A 14522-nucleotide genomic window follows, 5' to 3' on the forward strand; every position below is an offset into this window, starting at 1 on the left:
GCGGTGTTGGTGCTGGCTGTGCCGGCAAAGTCGCTGCTGCCCCGGTAGCCGCCGCCCAGGGCCACGGTCAGGTTGATTTCCGCGTCCAGGCGCTGGTTTTGCAGCTGCATGCCCAGGTCCACCTGGCCGCGCATGGTCATTTCCGCATTGATCTGGGTGGCGCGGTCGGCCAGACCTTGCTTGAGTCGCGCATTCGCGTTGCGCAGCTGCGCTTCACTGGCGCGCAGGTTTTCCTGCTGCAGCCGCAGCTGGTTTTCCACGCCCTGCACCCTGGCGCCCGCCTGCGCCACGTCGCGCACCACATTGAAGACGTTCTGGTTGTAGTCCGCGATCAGCTCGTTGCGTTCGCTGCGCGCGCCGGCAAGCTGCGCCTGCAGGCGGCCGCTGTCGAACAGGGGCAAGGACAGGGCCGGGCCGATGAACAGGGTGCGGCTGCCGGACTGCAGCAGCTTGCCCAGTTTGATCGCATCGAGGCCGAACGAGGCGCCCAGGTCGATATCGGGATAGAACGACGCCTGTGCCGCCTCGATATGGCTCATGGCCGCCTGCACTCGCCAGCGGGCAGCCTGCAAGTCGGGCCGGCGCGCCAGCAATTCCATGCCCAGCTTGCCGGGCAGGGCGTGCGGCAGCGTTTGGGCTGCTTTCGGTTGCAGGCTGGCCAGGGCTGAAGCATCCGCACCCAACAGGGCGCGCAAGGCTTCGCGTTCCGTGACGATCTGCGTTTCCAGCAGGGCGATCTGCTGCTGCAGCAGACTCAAACGCGTTTGCGCGGACAGATGGTCGTCGCTGACACCGAGGCCATTGGCGATGCGTTTTTCCTTGTCGAGCACCAGTTGCTGCTGCAGTTGCACCAGCGCATGCAGGTTGTCCATGCGGGCCCAGCCATTTTGCATGCTGAAGTAGTGGCGGGCGATCTCGGCCGCCAGCATCTGTTCCGCCATCGCATATTCGGCGCGCCGTGCATTGACTTCACCGAGGCTGGCGGCGATCTGCGCCTTGTGCTTGCCCCACCAGTCCAGGTCGTAATGGGCTTGCACGCCCACGGTGACTTCGTTGTAGTAATTTCCGCCGATGGGGGCGGGCATCAGGCCATTGCCCGAATAGCGCTGGCGGCTGGCGTTCGCGTCCAGGTCCAGCCTGGGGCCGCGCCCCGCATGCTGTGCATCGAACGCGGACAGGGCCGAGCCGATACGGGCATTCGCCGCGTCCAGGCTTGGGCTGGCGGACAGCGCCTGTTCGATCAGCTGGTCCAGCTGATCGTCCTGGAACTGGCGCCACCACTGGGCGGCGGGCCAGCCTTCGCTGGCCAGGTGGATGTCGGCCGCCAATTGCACTTTGGCCAGGTCTTGCTGCGGCAACTGTTGCGTGTCGGGTGGAATGCTGGCGCAGCCGGCCAGGGACAAGCTTAGCGCCAGGACGCTCAGGGAGAGTTTCATCGGTGTGTGCATGAGGGTTATTCCATGGCCGCGTGGTCGACCACGACGGGCGCATTTTTCTTCGGTGGTTTAATCAGGAGCAAAAGCGGCAGCACGAGGATGGTCAGCCACATCATCAGCCAGAAGTCGTCGAGGTAGGCGATCATCGACGCCTGCCGCGTGATTTCGCCATTCAGGGCCGCCATGCCCATGCTCGTGCCCAGGTCGAACACCTGGGCGATGCCGGGATCGTGCAGGGCAGGGTTGGCGATAGTGATGTGTTCCGTCAGGGACGCATGGGCGATCTGCGTATTGCGCACCAATAAGGTCTGCACGAGGGCGATGCCGATGCTGCTGCCGATATTGCGCACCAGGCTGTAGATGGCCGTGCCTTCCGCCCGCATCTGTGGCGACAGGGTGGCGAACGTGGCCGCGCTCAGCGGTACGAAGACGAGGCCCAGGCCGATGCCCTGGATGATGCCGTTCCACACGACGGTTTTCGGCACCAGGTCCAAGGTGAAATTGGCCATTTGCCACAGCGAGAACGCGGTAATCGAAAAGCCCACGCCCAGCAGGATGCGCGTATCGATCTTGCCCGTGAGCCTGCCGACGATCAGCATGGCCAGCATCGTGCCCAGGCCGCTGGGCGCCGTCACCAGGCCGGCGATGGCCGCCGGGTAATTCATCAAGCCTTGCAGCATCGACGGCGTCAGCGCGCGGGTGGCGAACAGCACCATGCCGACGATGAAGATGAACAGCAAGCCGCTCACATAGTTCGAGTTTTTCAACAGGCGGTAGTCGAGGAAAGACTTGCCGGCCGGGCGCAGGGCCGTGTGGGCGATGAAGTAACACAAGCTCATGGCCAGCACGATGGCTTCGATCCACGTTTCCGTGGATGAAAACCAGTCGTTCTGCTCGCCCCGGTCCAGCAGCATCTGCAGCGCGCCGATCGACAGGCTCAAGGTGGCAAAGCCGAACATGTCAAAGTTCATGCGGCGGTTCGGCGGGTCCTTGCGGATGTAGCGCCAGATACCGTAGAAGGCCATGGCGCCGATGGGAATGTTGATGAAGAAGACCCAGCGCCAGCTGTAGCTGTCCGTCAGCCAGCCGCCCAAGGTCGGTCCCAGGATGGGGCCGATCATCACGCCCATGCCCCAGATGGCCATGGCCGAGCCGTGTTTCTCGCGCGGATTGATGTCGAGCAAGACCGCCTGCGACAGCGGCACCAGCGCCGCGCCGAATACGCCCTGCAGCAAACGGGCGGCAACGATCTCGGACAGGGTGCCGGACAGGCCGCACAGCACGGACGCGAGCGTAAAGCCGGCAACCGACACGAGGAAGGTGTTTTTCTGGCCGAAACGGTCGCACAGCCAGCCCGTCAGCGGCGTGGCGATGGCGGCGGCGACAATGAACGAGGTGAGTACCCAGGTGATCTGGTCTTGCGAGGCGGAAAGGCTGCCTTGCATATGGGGCAGCGCGACGTTGGCGATGGTGCCGTCGAGCGCCTGGATGATGGTGGCGAGCATGATCGAAATCGTGATCATGCGCCGGTTCAGGGTCGGGTCTTGCGAAGCGGGAACGGCATTCACGCAAACTTCTCCGTGGCCGCTTGCAGCGCTTCCAGCAGCTCGGTGGCGGCCCTCAATTGATCGGGAGCTATGCCCTGCAGCAGTTCCTTGCGGAAGCCATCCGCTTCCTTGCGCACGGTGTCATACACTTGCAGGCCCGCTTCCGTCAGCACGACGAGTTTGACCCTGCGGTCCGTTTCCGACGGCTGGCGCTGCACGAAGCCCGATTTCACGAGCCGGTCCAGCATCGACACCATGGTGGGGTTTTCCACGCCCAGCTGGTGCGCCAGCTCGCTTTGCGAGGGCGGCTGCGGCGATTTGGCGATCATGGCAATGGCCATCCAGCTCGCTTGCCCCAGGTCCAGGTCTTTCAGGCGCCGGTCGATCGCATGGCGCCAGCCGCGCGCCGTCTTGTGGAGCGCGGCGGAAAAGCGCTCTTCAATAGAAATCATAAGGTGAGTCGTCTAATGGTTAGGTGTCTAACTAATATTCTAGCATACCGCTTTCCGCAGCGTGCGGGCCTTTCCCATTTTTGACGCGGCTGGTACATTGACATCCAGTCCATCACCATCATCAGGAGACAGCATGACCACCGCAGAACAGAAGCAGGACGGACAGCATCGCGACAGCAGCGACTTTGTCATCACGCAAACCTTCGACGCGCCGCGCGAACTGGTGTTCCAGTCGTGGGTGGAGCCGGAGCGCCTGGCGCAGTGGTGGGGCCCCGTCGGCTTTGAATTGAGCGTGCTGGCGCTGGATTTGCAGCCGGGCGGCATTTTCCACTACGGCATGCGCGCCGACAATGGCTACGAAATGTGGGGCAAGTTCACCTACCAGGCCATCGAAGCGCCGGAAAGGATCGTCTCGATTTTGTCATTCGCCGACAAGCAGGGCAATGCCGTGCAGCACCCCGTCAGCGCCACATGGCCATTGGAATCGTTCAATACCATGACCCTGACCGAGGAAAACGGCAAGACGACGATGACCTTGCGCTCCACGCCGCACAAGGCGACGGATGAGCAGCATGAGACTTTCAAGCAGGGGTTTGAGTCGATGAAGCAGGGGTTCAAGGCTACCTTCGGTCAGCTGGCACAGTACCTGGCGCGTGTTCAGTAATATTTAAGAACGGCGGGCCAGAGTCGCGGGCCTGAGAAAATGGCCATGGCTGCGTTGCTTGGGCTCGCCGTACTAACCGTACTGTCTTCGCCCGCGCGCCTTGCCCTGGCCATTTTTCAGGCCCGCTGGGCCCGGGGAGCCTGGGTTTGAGGCGCGGGCGGGTTCTTGCTATCGTTGCCAGTTTGCGGTTGAGGGACGTCCGTTTTCGCCCCATAGCAGCCATTCCTCAGCAACTAAGAGACTAGCTTCGCTTTCGCTCCGTGAGATTTGAGATTGTGACCACGACATTTCTCGATTTTCGGTTGACCCGTGCAGTACTGATTACCACAGCGTCGGCTGGCTTTTCTGCGGCGATGTATAGCTCAAAAATTCGGTCGTCACCATCGAAAACCGTTCCATGCGTTAGATTTTTTGCCCACTCCTCGGGCATTGGTTCGTATCCGTCGAGCGCAGTACGAGTCGCCACTCGAGCGATCGCCTGCAGCTCGTCTAATTCCTTCGGCGCTGTCGATATGCCTGGAACTCGTTTCATTGTTGACCTTGTGTTTCACACGGACTGGAATGAAGGGCCGCTTCTGGCCGACAGCTGCCATGCGCAAGCGAATTACCCGGCGACAAAAGTCATGACTCATCGCGCTCCGCATCGCGCTCGCGGCAGCTCAGGGACGCATAGTGCGCCTTGGGAACCTTGTTCTTGATCGCCACTTCGCGCAGTGCATGTGCAAAATCGACATGATCGGTCAGGGTGCAGCGGTTGGCGCGGGCGAACTGTTGCAGATTCTTGATGCTGCCATGGACTTTCAGCGTGATCCCGACGCCGGGGCTGGCGCAGCAGCCTATGTATTTGCTGCGGTATTCTTCTTCGATCAGCACCAGTTCGTGGCCCATGAAGGGCACTGGCTTGTCCAGCAGGTAGTAGTCGGTGTAGTCGAAGCGCTGGCGGGGCGTCTTGCTGACCAGACCGGCGTGCTGGTAGGCGCGGATGGCCCGGCCGGACGTGCCCGTCCGTTCGGTGGTGCCCTTTTTGAGCTGCATGGCATGCAGCAAGCCGCTTTCGAGTGACGCGGTGTCGGCGGCGAACGCCATGGCGGAGCAGGCGGCAAGCAGGGTGAAGGCGATGGCGCGCTTCATTTCGCCTCCATTGCCAGCATCTGTTTGATTACCGGCAAGATCATCCGCCATGCATTCGACGTCGCGGCAATCTCGTCATAATGGCTGGCGCCGGGCAAGATCAACACTTCCGCATGGTCGCCGGCCAGCTTGGCCCTGGCCGCATAGTCGTGCGCGACGCGGGGAGGGGAGATGGTGTCGAGTTCTCCGGTCGCCAGCACGGTGCGGCTGCCGTTGGGGATCAGGTCAGCGGCGTTGGTGTCGCTGTAGATGTCGGGACGCTCATTGCTGGAGCTGCCTGCCAGTTGCGCGATGTCGCGTTCGCAGCTGCTCTTGATCAATTCCTTTTCATGGCGCAGGTCGGCCAGGCCGCCCAGGCTGAGGATATTCTTGATTGGCAGGAAGCTGTCGCGGTACAGGGGGCTGGTCTTGGGCAGCTTTTCCCTTCCGGCGATCCATTGCACCAGCTGGCCGCCAGCCGAGTGGCCCATGGCGAGGATGCGCTTCACGTCCAGCTGGTAATGGGGTGCGTGCTGGCGCAGGCTGTCGAGCGCCGCGTGCATGTCTTCGTAGGTGCCCGGATAGCCGCCGCCCGGCTCGTCGACGCGGCGGTATTCGACATTCCACACGGCGATGCCTTGCGCCACGAGGGCGCCGGCCACGTTGCGCATCTGCCCGATGCCGCCGAAGGCCACCGTCCAGCAGCCGCCATGCACGAGCACGACGACGGGGAACGGTCCCGCACCAGTCGGCCGGAACAGCTGCGCGTATTGCGACGGCGCGGAACCATACGCGATCTGCGCCGTGGGCGCGGGGCCGTTCAGGGCCAGGTAGTCATCCAGGCTCATGGGGGAGGCGACGGCGCCGTGGGTGGAGGCGAGCAGGGCAGTGGCGAGCAGGGAGGATGGCAGGGACGTGGGCATCGTTGCTTTCGCTTGAGAATAGAACAACACTGTAGCATAGGCTTACTGCGCGGAAAACAGCCCGCTGCCCCAGGCGCGCGCCATGTCCGCCACGATTTGCCGCGTATCGGCCTGGCGCGCTTGCGCGTCGCGCTGGCGGCAAGCAGCCTCATCTAACTGGAACAGCGACTGCGCCATCGCTCTCGCCTGCAAGGTGATTTGCCGCGTCTTCGGCTGGCGCCTTGCCGTGTACGCCTGCAGGCGCTCTTCCAGGGAACCGTCCGCTTGCAGGCACTGCGCCAGCTGCCAGGCATCTTCCAGCGCCTGGCACGCGCCTTGTCCCGAGGTGGGCAGGGCGGCGTGGGCGGCGTCGCCCACCAGCAAGACATTGCCGCGCTGCCAGCGCTCCACGGGATCATGGTCGTAGATGGCGATTTGCCGCAGCGCCTGCGGTTCGCCGTGCCGTATCACGCGGCGCACGGCTTGCGGCCAGGCGTCGAACAGCCGCGCCAGGTGCTCCTGCAAGTGGGCGGGCTGACTTGACGGGGGCGTGGGCGCCGTTTGCGCGCCCGCCCAATAATACGTGTGCGGGGAAACGGGCACGATGCCAAAGCGCAAGCCACAGCCCCAGTAGTCGTGGATGGCCGGCGCATCGAAGAGCTGCGCTTCACCGGGCGGCAACTGCGTGATGCCCACCCAGTTGATGAAACCCTGGTAGCGGGGAGAACTGTCGCCCGTCACGTACTGCCTTGCGGCCGAGCGCATCCGGCCTTCGGCGCCCAGGATCAGGTCCGCCTGCAGCACGCGGCCATCGGCCAGGTGCACCAGCCCTTGCTGCTGCGCATCGCCGGACAGCGACATCACCGGCTGCCCGTACTCCACCCGCACGCCCAGTTCCCGCAGCCGGCCCAGCAAGATCGCTTGCAGGTCGCGCCGCAGGATGGCATGGCTGGCGTGGCCCATGGCGGCGTCGAGCTGGCCGATGTCCAGCGCACTGAGCAGATTGCCGTGGCGGTCCAGGCGGCGCATTTCCACGGGCGTGCCGGCGCGGGACGCCACGGCACCCAGCAGATCGAGCTGGTCCAGCACATGGCTGGCGTTCGGCCACAGCACGACGCCGCCGCCCATGGTGTCGGGCGACGGCTGGCGCTCCACGAGAGTAATTTGATGGCCGTGGCGCTGCAGGGCCAGCGCGCAGGCGGCGCCCGCGATACCGGCGCCCAGGATCAGGATATGCATGAGGGTTATTCGATGATGAAAGGCATCCATGCTAGATCATCATCCTGGATGGTGGAATGGGACATAATCGGCATGCATCATTGCAAAATCGGGATAATCATGAGTTCCAGCATCGATCTGAATCATTTGCGCTACTTTCTTGCCGTCGTCGAGGCGGGCAGTTTTGCGGGCGCGGCACGCAAGCTGGGCTTGCCGACCTCGAATGTCAGCCGGCATATCGCACAGCTGGAAGCGCAACTGGGGTCGCGGCTGCTGGAGCGGACGACGCGGCACCTGCGCATGACGGGGCAGGGACGCTTGCTGCAGGCGCGGGCGCGGCCCCTGATGGACGATTTATTGCTCTTGGAAGCGGAATTGCAGGACCAGCACGCCACCTTGCGCGGCGTCCTGAAACTGAGCTTGCCGGCCGAATTCGGCGCGCAGCTGCTGGGGCCGATCATTGCGCAATTCGCGGCCCGGCATGGGGCGCTGGACATCGAATGCCAGACCAGCATGGCCGGCGGCGAACCGCTGCGCGACGACGTGGACCTGGCCATCGTCTTCCAGCGCGGCGTGCCGCCCGACAGTTCCATGATCCAGCAGACCTTGCTGTCTCTGCCCAGCATCGTGGTGGCCGCACCCGCCTTGCTGGCCCGCACGGGGACGCCGCACACGGTGGCGCAACTGGCGCAGCTGCCCTGCATCGCCACGCGGGCCGCCCTGCATGGCAAGGCCTGGCAATTTTTCGGGGCCGACGGGCGGGCGCAGCCCGTGGCCGTGCAGGCGCGCTACCGGGCCGACAGCGGAGAGATGGCCCGCAGCGCGGCCCTGGCCGGCGTCGGTTTTGCGCTGCTGGCGCGTGCCGCCTGCGCGGCGCACCTGGCGCGGGGCGATCTCGTGCATGTCGAACTGGACCTGCAAGCCGTGCCGCTCGACATGGTGGCGTGCTATCCCAGCCATCGCCACCTGGCCGCCAAGACGCGCGCCTTGCTGGCGCTGCTGCAACAGACGCTGGCACAGGCATAAAACACTGTTCTGTTTTCCTCCTGCATGAGGGGTGCCCCATGGTATATTTCGGGCATCAGTTTCCCCTCCTTATAGACACGGTGCACGCAAACAATATTATTTCCTTGCTGGACGCCGAGCATAGTGCGCTAGGCAGTATCGCGGCAGGCGCCGACCTGGCCCATGCATTGGAGCATTTGTTGCTGGCGCTGCAAGACCTGGCCGACGGCGGCGCGCATGCCTGTCTCGTGCTCATCGACGAGGCCGACCGCTTTTGCGGCTTGTCCGCGCCCAGCCTGCCGCAAGACCTGTGTCTGGCCCTGCGGCACGGCGGCGAACAGCCTTCGCCGTTCGGCACGGCGGCCTTTTCCGGCGCGCCCGTCTATTGCGGCGACATCACGCGCGATGTGCACTGGAGCGCGGGCCGCAAGGAAGCCATGCTGCACGGCTACCGCGCCTGCTGGGTCGCCCCCGTGTTCGGCGCCAAGGGGCATATCCTGGGCGTGCTGGGCCTGTTCTTCCCCGCGTCATGCCATCCCACGCAACCGGAAATCGAACTGCTGGCGCTGGCCGCGCGCGTGGCCGCGCATGTCATCGAGCGGGGCCAGCTGGAAAGAGCGTTGCACGACAGCCGCGAACACTTTCATTACGCCATAGAACTGAACACGCAAGTGCTGTGGACTGCCGACATCGACGGCAAGCTCGACTATGTGGCGCAACGCTGGCGCGAATGGACTGGCGTCAATGGCTTGGGCAGCAGCTGGCTCGACGCCATCCATCCCGAGGACGTGCCCCGCGCATTGGCGGCGTGGAGCGAAGCGGTAGGCAGCGGCCAGCCCCTGGACCAGGAAATGCGCGTGCGCCGCCAGGACGGCCGCTACCGCTGGGTGCACTCGCGCGCGTATTGCCGGCTCGACGAGCGGGGCCAGTCCGTGAAATGGTATGGTTCCTGCGAGGATATCGACGAACACTGGCAGGCGCGCAATGCCTTGCTCGACAGCGAGGCACAGTTCCGTTCGCTCGCCTCGACCATGCCCAACCAGGCCTGGCTCGCGCATGGCAGCGGCGCCACCTACTGGGTCAACGAGCAGGTGTGCGAGTACACGGGGCAATCGCTGAAGTCGCTGGTCACCAGCGGTTTTCGCCACTGCGTGCATCCGGACGACGTGCAAGCCACGCAGAAAAGCTGGGAGCGGGCCGTCGCCACGGCAGGCGCCTACGAACACGAGTTCCGCATGCGCCGCGCCAGCGACGGCGCCTACCGCTGGTTCCTGGCGCGCGCCTTGCCCCTGTTCGACGAGACGGGCACGGTGCTGCGCTGGGTGGGCACGAATACGGACGTACAGGAACAAAAGAACGTGCTGGAAAAGATGGCTTACCTGAATTCCTCGCTGGAAGTGGAAATGGCCAACCGCACGGCCGACCGCGACCGCATGTGGCGGCTGTCGACCGACATCATGCTGGTGGCGGACCTGGCCGGCATGATCATCGCCGTCAATCCCGCCTGGAGCCACATCCTCGACCGCCCTGAAATCGAATCGCTGGGCATGGATTTCATCAGCCTCGTGCATCCGGACGACCGCATGGCGGCCTTGAAGGATTTGTCGCGCCTGGCCCATGGCGCGCCCACCTTGCGCATGGAAAACCGCTACCGGCGCCGCGATGGCGGCTACCGCTGGATTTCCTGGACGGCCGTGCCGGCGCAAAAGCTGATCCATGCCATCGGCCGCGACGTCACCGATGAAAAAGAGGCGCGGCTGGCGCTGGTGCGCAGCGAGCAAGCGCTATTGCAGGCGCAAAAGCTGGAATCGATCGGCAAGCTGACGGGCGGCGTGGCCCACGATTTCAACAATGTCCTGCAAATCATTTCCGGCAATTTGCAGTTGCTGAAACTGACGGTGGCCGATAATCCGCAGGCGGCCAGACGCCTCGATTCGGCCGCCTCTGCCGTCGAGCGGGGCGCCAAGCTGTCGTCGCAGCTGCTGGCCTTTGCGCGGCGTCAACCGTTGAAGCCGCTGGTGACGGACCTGGGACGCCTGCTGCGCCGCATGCACGAGCTGATCCGCCGTGCCCTGGGCGAGGCGGTCACCGAGGAAACCTTCATCAGTGAAGGCTTGTGGCACACCCTGGTCGACCCGAACCAGATGGAAAACGTGCTGCTGAACATGGCCATCAATGCGCGCGACGCGATGGAAGGGGGCGGCCGCCTGACGTTCACCTTGAGCAATGTCACGCTCGATGCCGCCTACGCCAGCCTGCATGCCGATGTGCTGGAGGGGCAATATGTGCTGCTGACCATCACCGACACGGGCCATGGCATGGAGCGCGACGTGATCGACCAGATTTTCGAACCGTTCTTCACCACCAAGCGCGAAGGCGAGGGCACGGGCCTGGGATTGTCCATGGCCTACGGCTTCATCCGCCAGAGCGCCGGCCACATCAAGGTGCACAGCGCGCCCGGCGCGGGCACGACGTTTAAAATTTACCTGCCCCGTTCGCTGGAAAAGCTGGCCGAGCCGCCAGCGGGCCTGACGGGTCCCGTGCTGGGCGGCGGCGAGACCATCCTCGTGGTGGAAGACGATGCGCCCGTGCGGCACACGGTGGTCGACATGTTGCGCGGCCTCGGCTACGACGTGCTGCATGCGGACGACGGCGCCTCGGCGCTGGCCCTGCTGGGCACGGGCGTGGCCATCGACCTGCTGTTTACGGATGTCGTCATGCCCGGTCCCGTCAGCAGCAAGGAGCTGGCGCAGCAGGCCCGGCTGCTGCTGCCCGAGCTGGCCGTGCTGTTTACCTCGGGCTACACGCACAACGCCATCATGCAGGGCGGACGGCTGGACCCGGGCGTGGAGCTGTTGAGCAAACCCTACCAGCGTGAAGACCTGGCGCGGCGCCTGCGCCACTTGCTGGCCGACCGCCGTCTGGCGGGCGCGCCCGACCCGTCGGGACGGCGCATCCTGCTGGTGGAAGACAATGACGATGCGCGCGAAATGACGACGGAAATGCTGAATATGCTGGGCCATACCGTGCACGGCGTGGCCAGCGCCGAGGCAGCCTTGCCCCTGCTGGCCATGCCGGGCCTGGATGTGCTGGTGACGGACATCAGCCTGCCCACCATGTCCGGCCTGGAACTGGCGCGCCACGCGCGCGCGCACTGGCCGCAGCTGGAGGTGGTGTTTGCGTCCGGGCACGACTGGGGTGCCAGCCTGATGCAGGACGCCAGCGCGCGCTTCCTGCGCAAACCGTTTGGTCTGGAAGAGCTGGCCGGCGCACTGAAGGCGCGCCGGCAGGACGTTTACTAGCTTGGCACCTGAAGGGCTTGCTGCAATTGCTCGACGGTAAATGGTTTTACCAGGAAGCGAGCGGCCGGGTCCAGCACGCCGGAATTGGCGGGCGCATGGCCCGTGGAAAACACCACTTCCAGCTGTGGATAGTCGCGCGCCGCCAACTCGGCCAGCTCGACGCCCGACATGTGCGGCAGGCTGATATCGGTCAGCAGCAATTCCAGTCCCGGCGTGCCCAGCAGGGGCACGGCTGCCTCGGCCGTGCCCACGGCCTGCACCGTGTGTCCCAGCATGGCCAGCAGTTCGCCGGTCATGGCGCGCGCGTCCGGATTGTCTTCCACCAGGAGGATATGGCGTCCTGTCGGCAGTGCCGGCGCAGGTTGCGGCGCCAGTTGCGCGCGGTACTGGTGCAAGGCCGTCACGTGGCGGCCGTTGGCCAGCAGGTGGCGGATGCGCCGCGCCAGGTCTTCGCGCCGGTACGGCTTGCTCAACAACTCGACGCCCGGTTCCAGGCGGCCGCCCTGCATGATGGCGTCCTGCGTGTAGCCCGAGGTAAACAGCACGGCCAGCTGGGGCAGCAGCAGCCGGGCCTGGCGCGCCAGTTCCGTGCTGGCGACCTTGCCCGGCATCACCACATCCGTAAACAGCAGGTCGATGGGCACGCCGCTGCCGACGATGGCCAGCGCGCTTTCGCCATCGCTGGCGCGCAGCACGGCATAGCCGAGGCCGCGCAACATGTCCACCACCGTCGTCTGCACCTGCACGTCGTCTTCCACGACGAGAATGGTTTCCTTGCCGCCCAGCACGGGGCCGTCCAGCTGCAGCGGCAATTCCGTTTCCGCTTCGAGCGAGCGCGGCAGGTAGATGCGGAAGGTGCTGCCATGGCCGGGTACGCTGTCCACCGTCAGGTGGCCGCCGCTCTGGCGCAGGAAACCGTACGCCATGGACAGGCCCAGGCCCGTGCCTTCGCCTTCCTTCTTCGTCGTGAAGAATGGTTCGAAAATCTTGTCCAGCAAGTCGGCGGGAATGCCCGAGCCCGTGTCCGAGACGGCCAGCTGCACATAGTCGCCGGGCGCCACGTCCGCATGGCGCGCCGCATAGTCGCTGCCCAGCACGCTGTTGCACAGTTCGATGCTCAGCTGGCCCTGGCCCTCCATCGCGTCGCGCGCGTTGATGGCCAGGTTGAGGATGACGTTTTCCAGCTGGTGCGGGTCGACCAGGGCGCGCCAGCAATCGTCGGCCAGCAGCAAACGCGTCTCGATGCTTTCGCCCGTGGCGCGCCGCAGCAGCTCTTCCGTCGAACGCAGCAGTTGCGCCAGATCCGTCACCAGCGGTTTCAACGGTTGACGCCGCGCAAAGGCCAGCAGCTGGGCCGACAGCTTGGCGCCCCGTTCCACGGCGGCCGAGGCGCTGGCGATGCGCTTGGCGGCCAGCGGGTCGTCGTCCAGGGTCATCTGCAGCAGTTGCAGATTGCCCGAGATAATTTGCAGCACGTTATTGAAATCATGGGCCACGCCACCCGTCAGCTTGCCCAGCGCTTCGAGCTTTTGCGATTGCAGCAGGGCCATCTCGCTGTGGCGCAACGATTCCTGCATGCTGCGCAAGGTGTTTTCCGCTTCCTTTTCCAGGGTGACGTGGCGCCCGGTGGCGAAAATCAGGTCGCCTTCGGGCGCCGCCGACCAGGACAGCCAGCGGTGGCCGCCATCGCGGTGCCGGTAGCGGTTTTCAAAGCTGGGCATGGCCTCTTGCGTCACGTGCGCCAGCGCCAGGCGCGTGGCGGCGGCATCCTCGGGCAGCACGAAGTCGAACAGGCTGCGGCCCAGCATTTCCTCGGGCAGCCAGCCCAGGATGGCTGTCGAAGCCGGGTTGACGGCGACAAAGCAGCCCTCGGCGTCGATGGCCACCATCAGGTCTTGCGCGCTGCGCCACAGCCGCTCGCGCTCGCTGTTGCGCGCGGCCAGGTCCGCTTCCAGCTTCTTTTCCACGGTGATGTCGCGCGCGCTGCAATACACCTTCTCGCCCTCGGGCACGGCCACCCACGACAGCCAGTGCCAGCCGCCCAGCTTGTGGCGGTAGCGGTTTTCGAAACGCAGCGCCGGCTGGCCCTGGTTGGCCGCGTCCCAGGCCGCATGGGTGCGCGGCAAGTCGTCCGGATGGATCAGTTCAAAAAATTTCGTCGTGCGGATTTCCTCGACCGACCAGCCCAGGGTGGCTTGCCAGGCGGGGTTCGAGTGCTCGAAATAGCCGTCGAGGTTGAGCACGCCCAGCAAATCGGGGCTGACGTTCCAGGTGCGGCCGAACTCGCGCGTGCGCTCGGCCACCTGCATTTCCATGCTGGCACTGAGGGCGCGCAGGCGCGATTCCGCCTGCGCCCGCAAAATGGTCGACCACACCCGTTCCGACACTTGCACGGCCAGTTCGATCTCGTCCGCATGCCACAGGCGCACCGTGCCGCTGTGCACGACGAACAGGGCCGCCAGCCGGCCCTCCTTGGCGATGGGAATGTTCAGGAAGGCACGGATGCCCAGGCGCGCAAACGTGGCCAGCGCGGCCGGCGTGGCCGTGCGCTGGTCGCTGGCCACATCGCTGACGGCCAGCGCCTGGCCAGCGGCCAGGGCATCGGCCAGGCGGGCCGCATAATCGCCGAGGAAATATTCGCCGGCGGCACCGGGCGCCAGGCCATCGCTCCACGCATGCTGCAGGGTGGGGCATTGCAGGGTCTGGTCGATATCGAAACAGGCCACTTGCTGGGCGCCCAGGCGCTGTCCCAGCAGCTGCGCCGACAGCGAGAGGATTTCGCCCGTGTCTTGCAGCAGGCGCAGCCGGCGTTCCAGTTGCAGTAAAAAGGCCACGCCGCTGGCGCCGGCCTGGCTGCGGGGGGCGGGTGTGCCGCTCATGCCGGCC

Annotated in this window: 10 protein-coding genes; 3 read left to right on the plus strand and 7 right to left on the minus strand. The window is 65.1% G+C overall.

What is annotated here, in order from left to right; genetic code table 11:
* The 3 genes from K0F86_RS10815 to K0F86_RS10825 form a co-directional block, all read right to left on the minus strand.
* A partial coding sequence (locus K0F86_RS10815; protein WP_257572093.1) for an efflux transporter outer membrane subunit occupies positions 1-1448 on the minus strand: 1448 nt, incomplete at its 3' end.
* Between the two features lie 5 nt (positions 1449-1453).
* A complete protein-coding gene (locus tag K0F86_RS10820) occupies positions 1454-2959 on the minus strand; it encodes a DHA2 family efflux MFS transporter permease subunit (protein ID WP_219134510.1) in 1506 nt (501 codons plus the stop codon).
* A gap of 41 nt (positions 2960-3000) precedes the next feature.
* The gene (locus K0F86_RS10825; RefSeq protein WP_219134384.1) at positions 3001-3435 is read right to left on the minus strand and encodes a MarR family winged helix-turn-helix transcriptional regulator; all 435 of its coding nucleotides are present in this window, start codon (positions 3433-3435) and stop codon (positions 3001-3003) included.
* Positions 3436-3568: 133 nt separating this feature from the next.
* On the opposite strand from K0F86_RS10825, the gene K0F86_RS10830 reads away from it, so the two are divergent.
* Entirely contained in the window at positions 3569-4099 is a 531-nt protein-coding gene (locus tag K0F86_RS10830) for an SRPBCC domain-containing protein (RefSeq protein WP_219134385.1), read from the plus strand.
* A gap of 621 nt (positions 4100-4720) precedes the next feature.
* On the opposite strand, the gene K0F86_RS10835 is transcribed toward K0F86_RS10830, so the two are convergent.
* From K0F86_RS10835 to K0F86_RS10845, 3 genes are read right to left on the minus strand one after another with little or no spacing between them, the layout of a single operon-like run.
* Positions 4721-5230 (minus strand): hypothetical protein, encoded by a 510-nt coding sequence (locus K0F86_RS10835; protein WP_219134386.1) that lies wholly within the window; start codon positions 5228-5230, stop codon positions 4721-4723.
* Positions 5227-6132 carry an alpha/beta hydrolase gene (locus K0F86_RS10840; protein ID WP_219134387.1) on the minus strand — a complete coding sequence of 302 codons (906 nt, stop codon included), beginning with the start codon at positions 6130-6132 and terminating at the stop codon, positions 5227-5229. The genes K0F86_RS10835 and K0F86_RS10840 overlap by 4 nt, the downstream gene beginning before the upstream one ends.
* Before the next feature lie 42 nt (positions 6133-6174).
* Positions 6175-7350, minus strand: a complete 1176-nt coding sequence (locus tag K0F86_RS10845; RefSeq protein WP_219134388.1) for an FAD-dependent oxidoreductase — start codon at positions 7348-7350, stop codon at positions 6175-6177.
* A gap of 99 nt (positions 7351-7449) precedes the next feature.
* On the opposite strand from K0F86_RS10845, the gene K0F86_RS10850 reads away from it, so the two are divergent.
* Both K0F86_RS10850 and K0F86_RS10855 read left to right on the plus strand, forming a co-directional pair.
* Entirely contained in the window at positions 7450-8355 is a 906-nt protein-coding gene (locus K0F86_RS10850; protein WP_219134389.1) for a LysR family transcriptional regulator, read from the plus strand.
* 80 nt (positions 8356-8435) lie between these two features.
* A complete protein-coding gene (locus K0F86_RS10855; protein WP_257572094.1) occupies positions 8436-11636 on the plus strand; it encodes a PAS domain-containing protein in 3201 nt (1066 codons plus the stop codon).
* Here K0F86_RS10855 and K0F86_RS10860 read toward each other — a convergent pair.
* Entirely contained in the window at positions 11633-14515 is a 2883-nt protein-coding gene (locus tag K0F86_RS10860; RefSeq protein WP_219134390.1) for a response regulator, read from the minus strand. The two genes, K0F86_RS10855 and K0F86_RS10860, sit on opposite strands and share 4 nt — an antisense overlap.
* Positions 14516-14522 lie beyond the last annotated feature (7 nt).

The sequence above is a fragment of the Janthinobacterium sp. UMAB-60 genome (assembly GCF_900095235.1).
Taxonomy (GTDB): Bacteria; Pseudomonadota; Gammaproteobacteria; order Burkholderiales; family Burkholderiaceae_D; genus Janthinobacterium.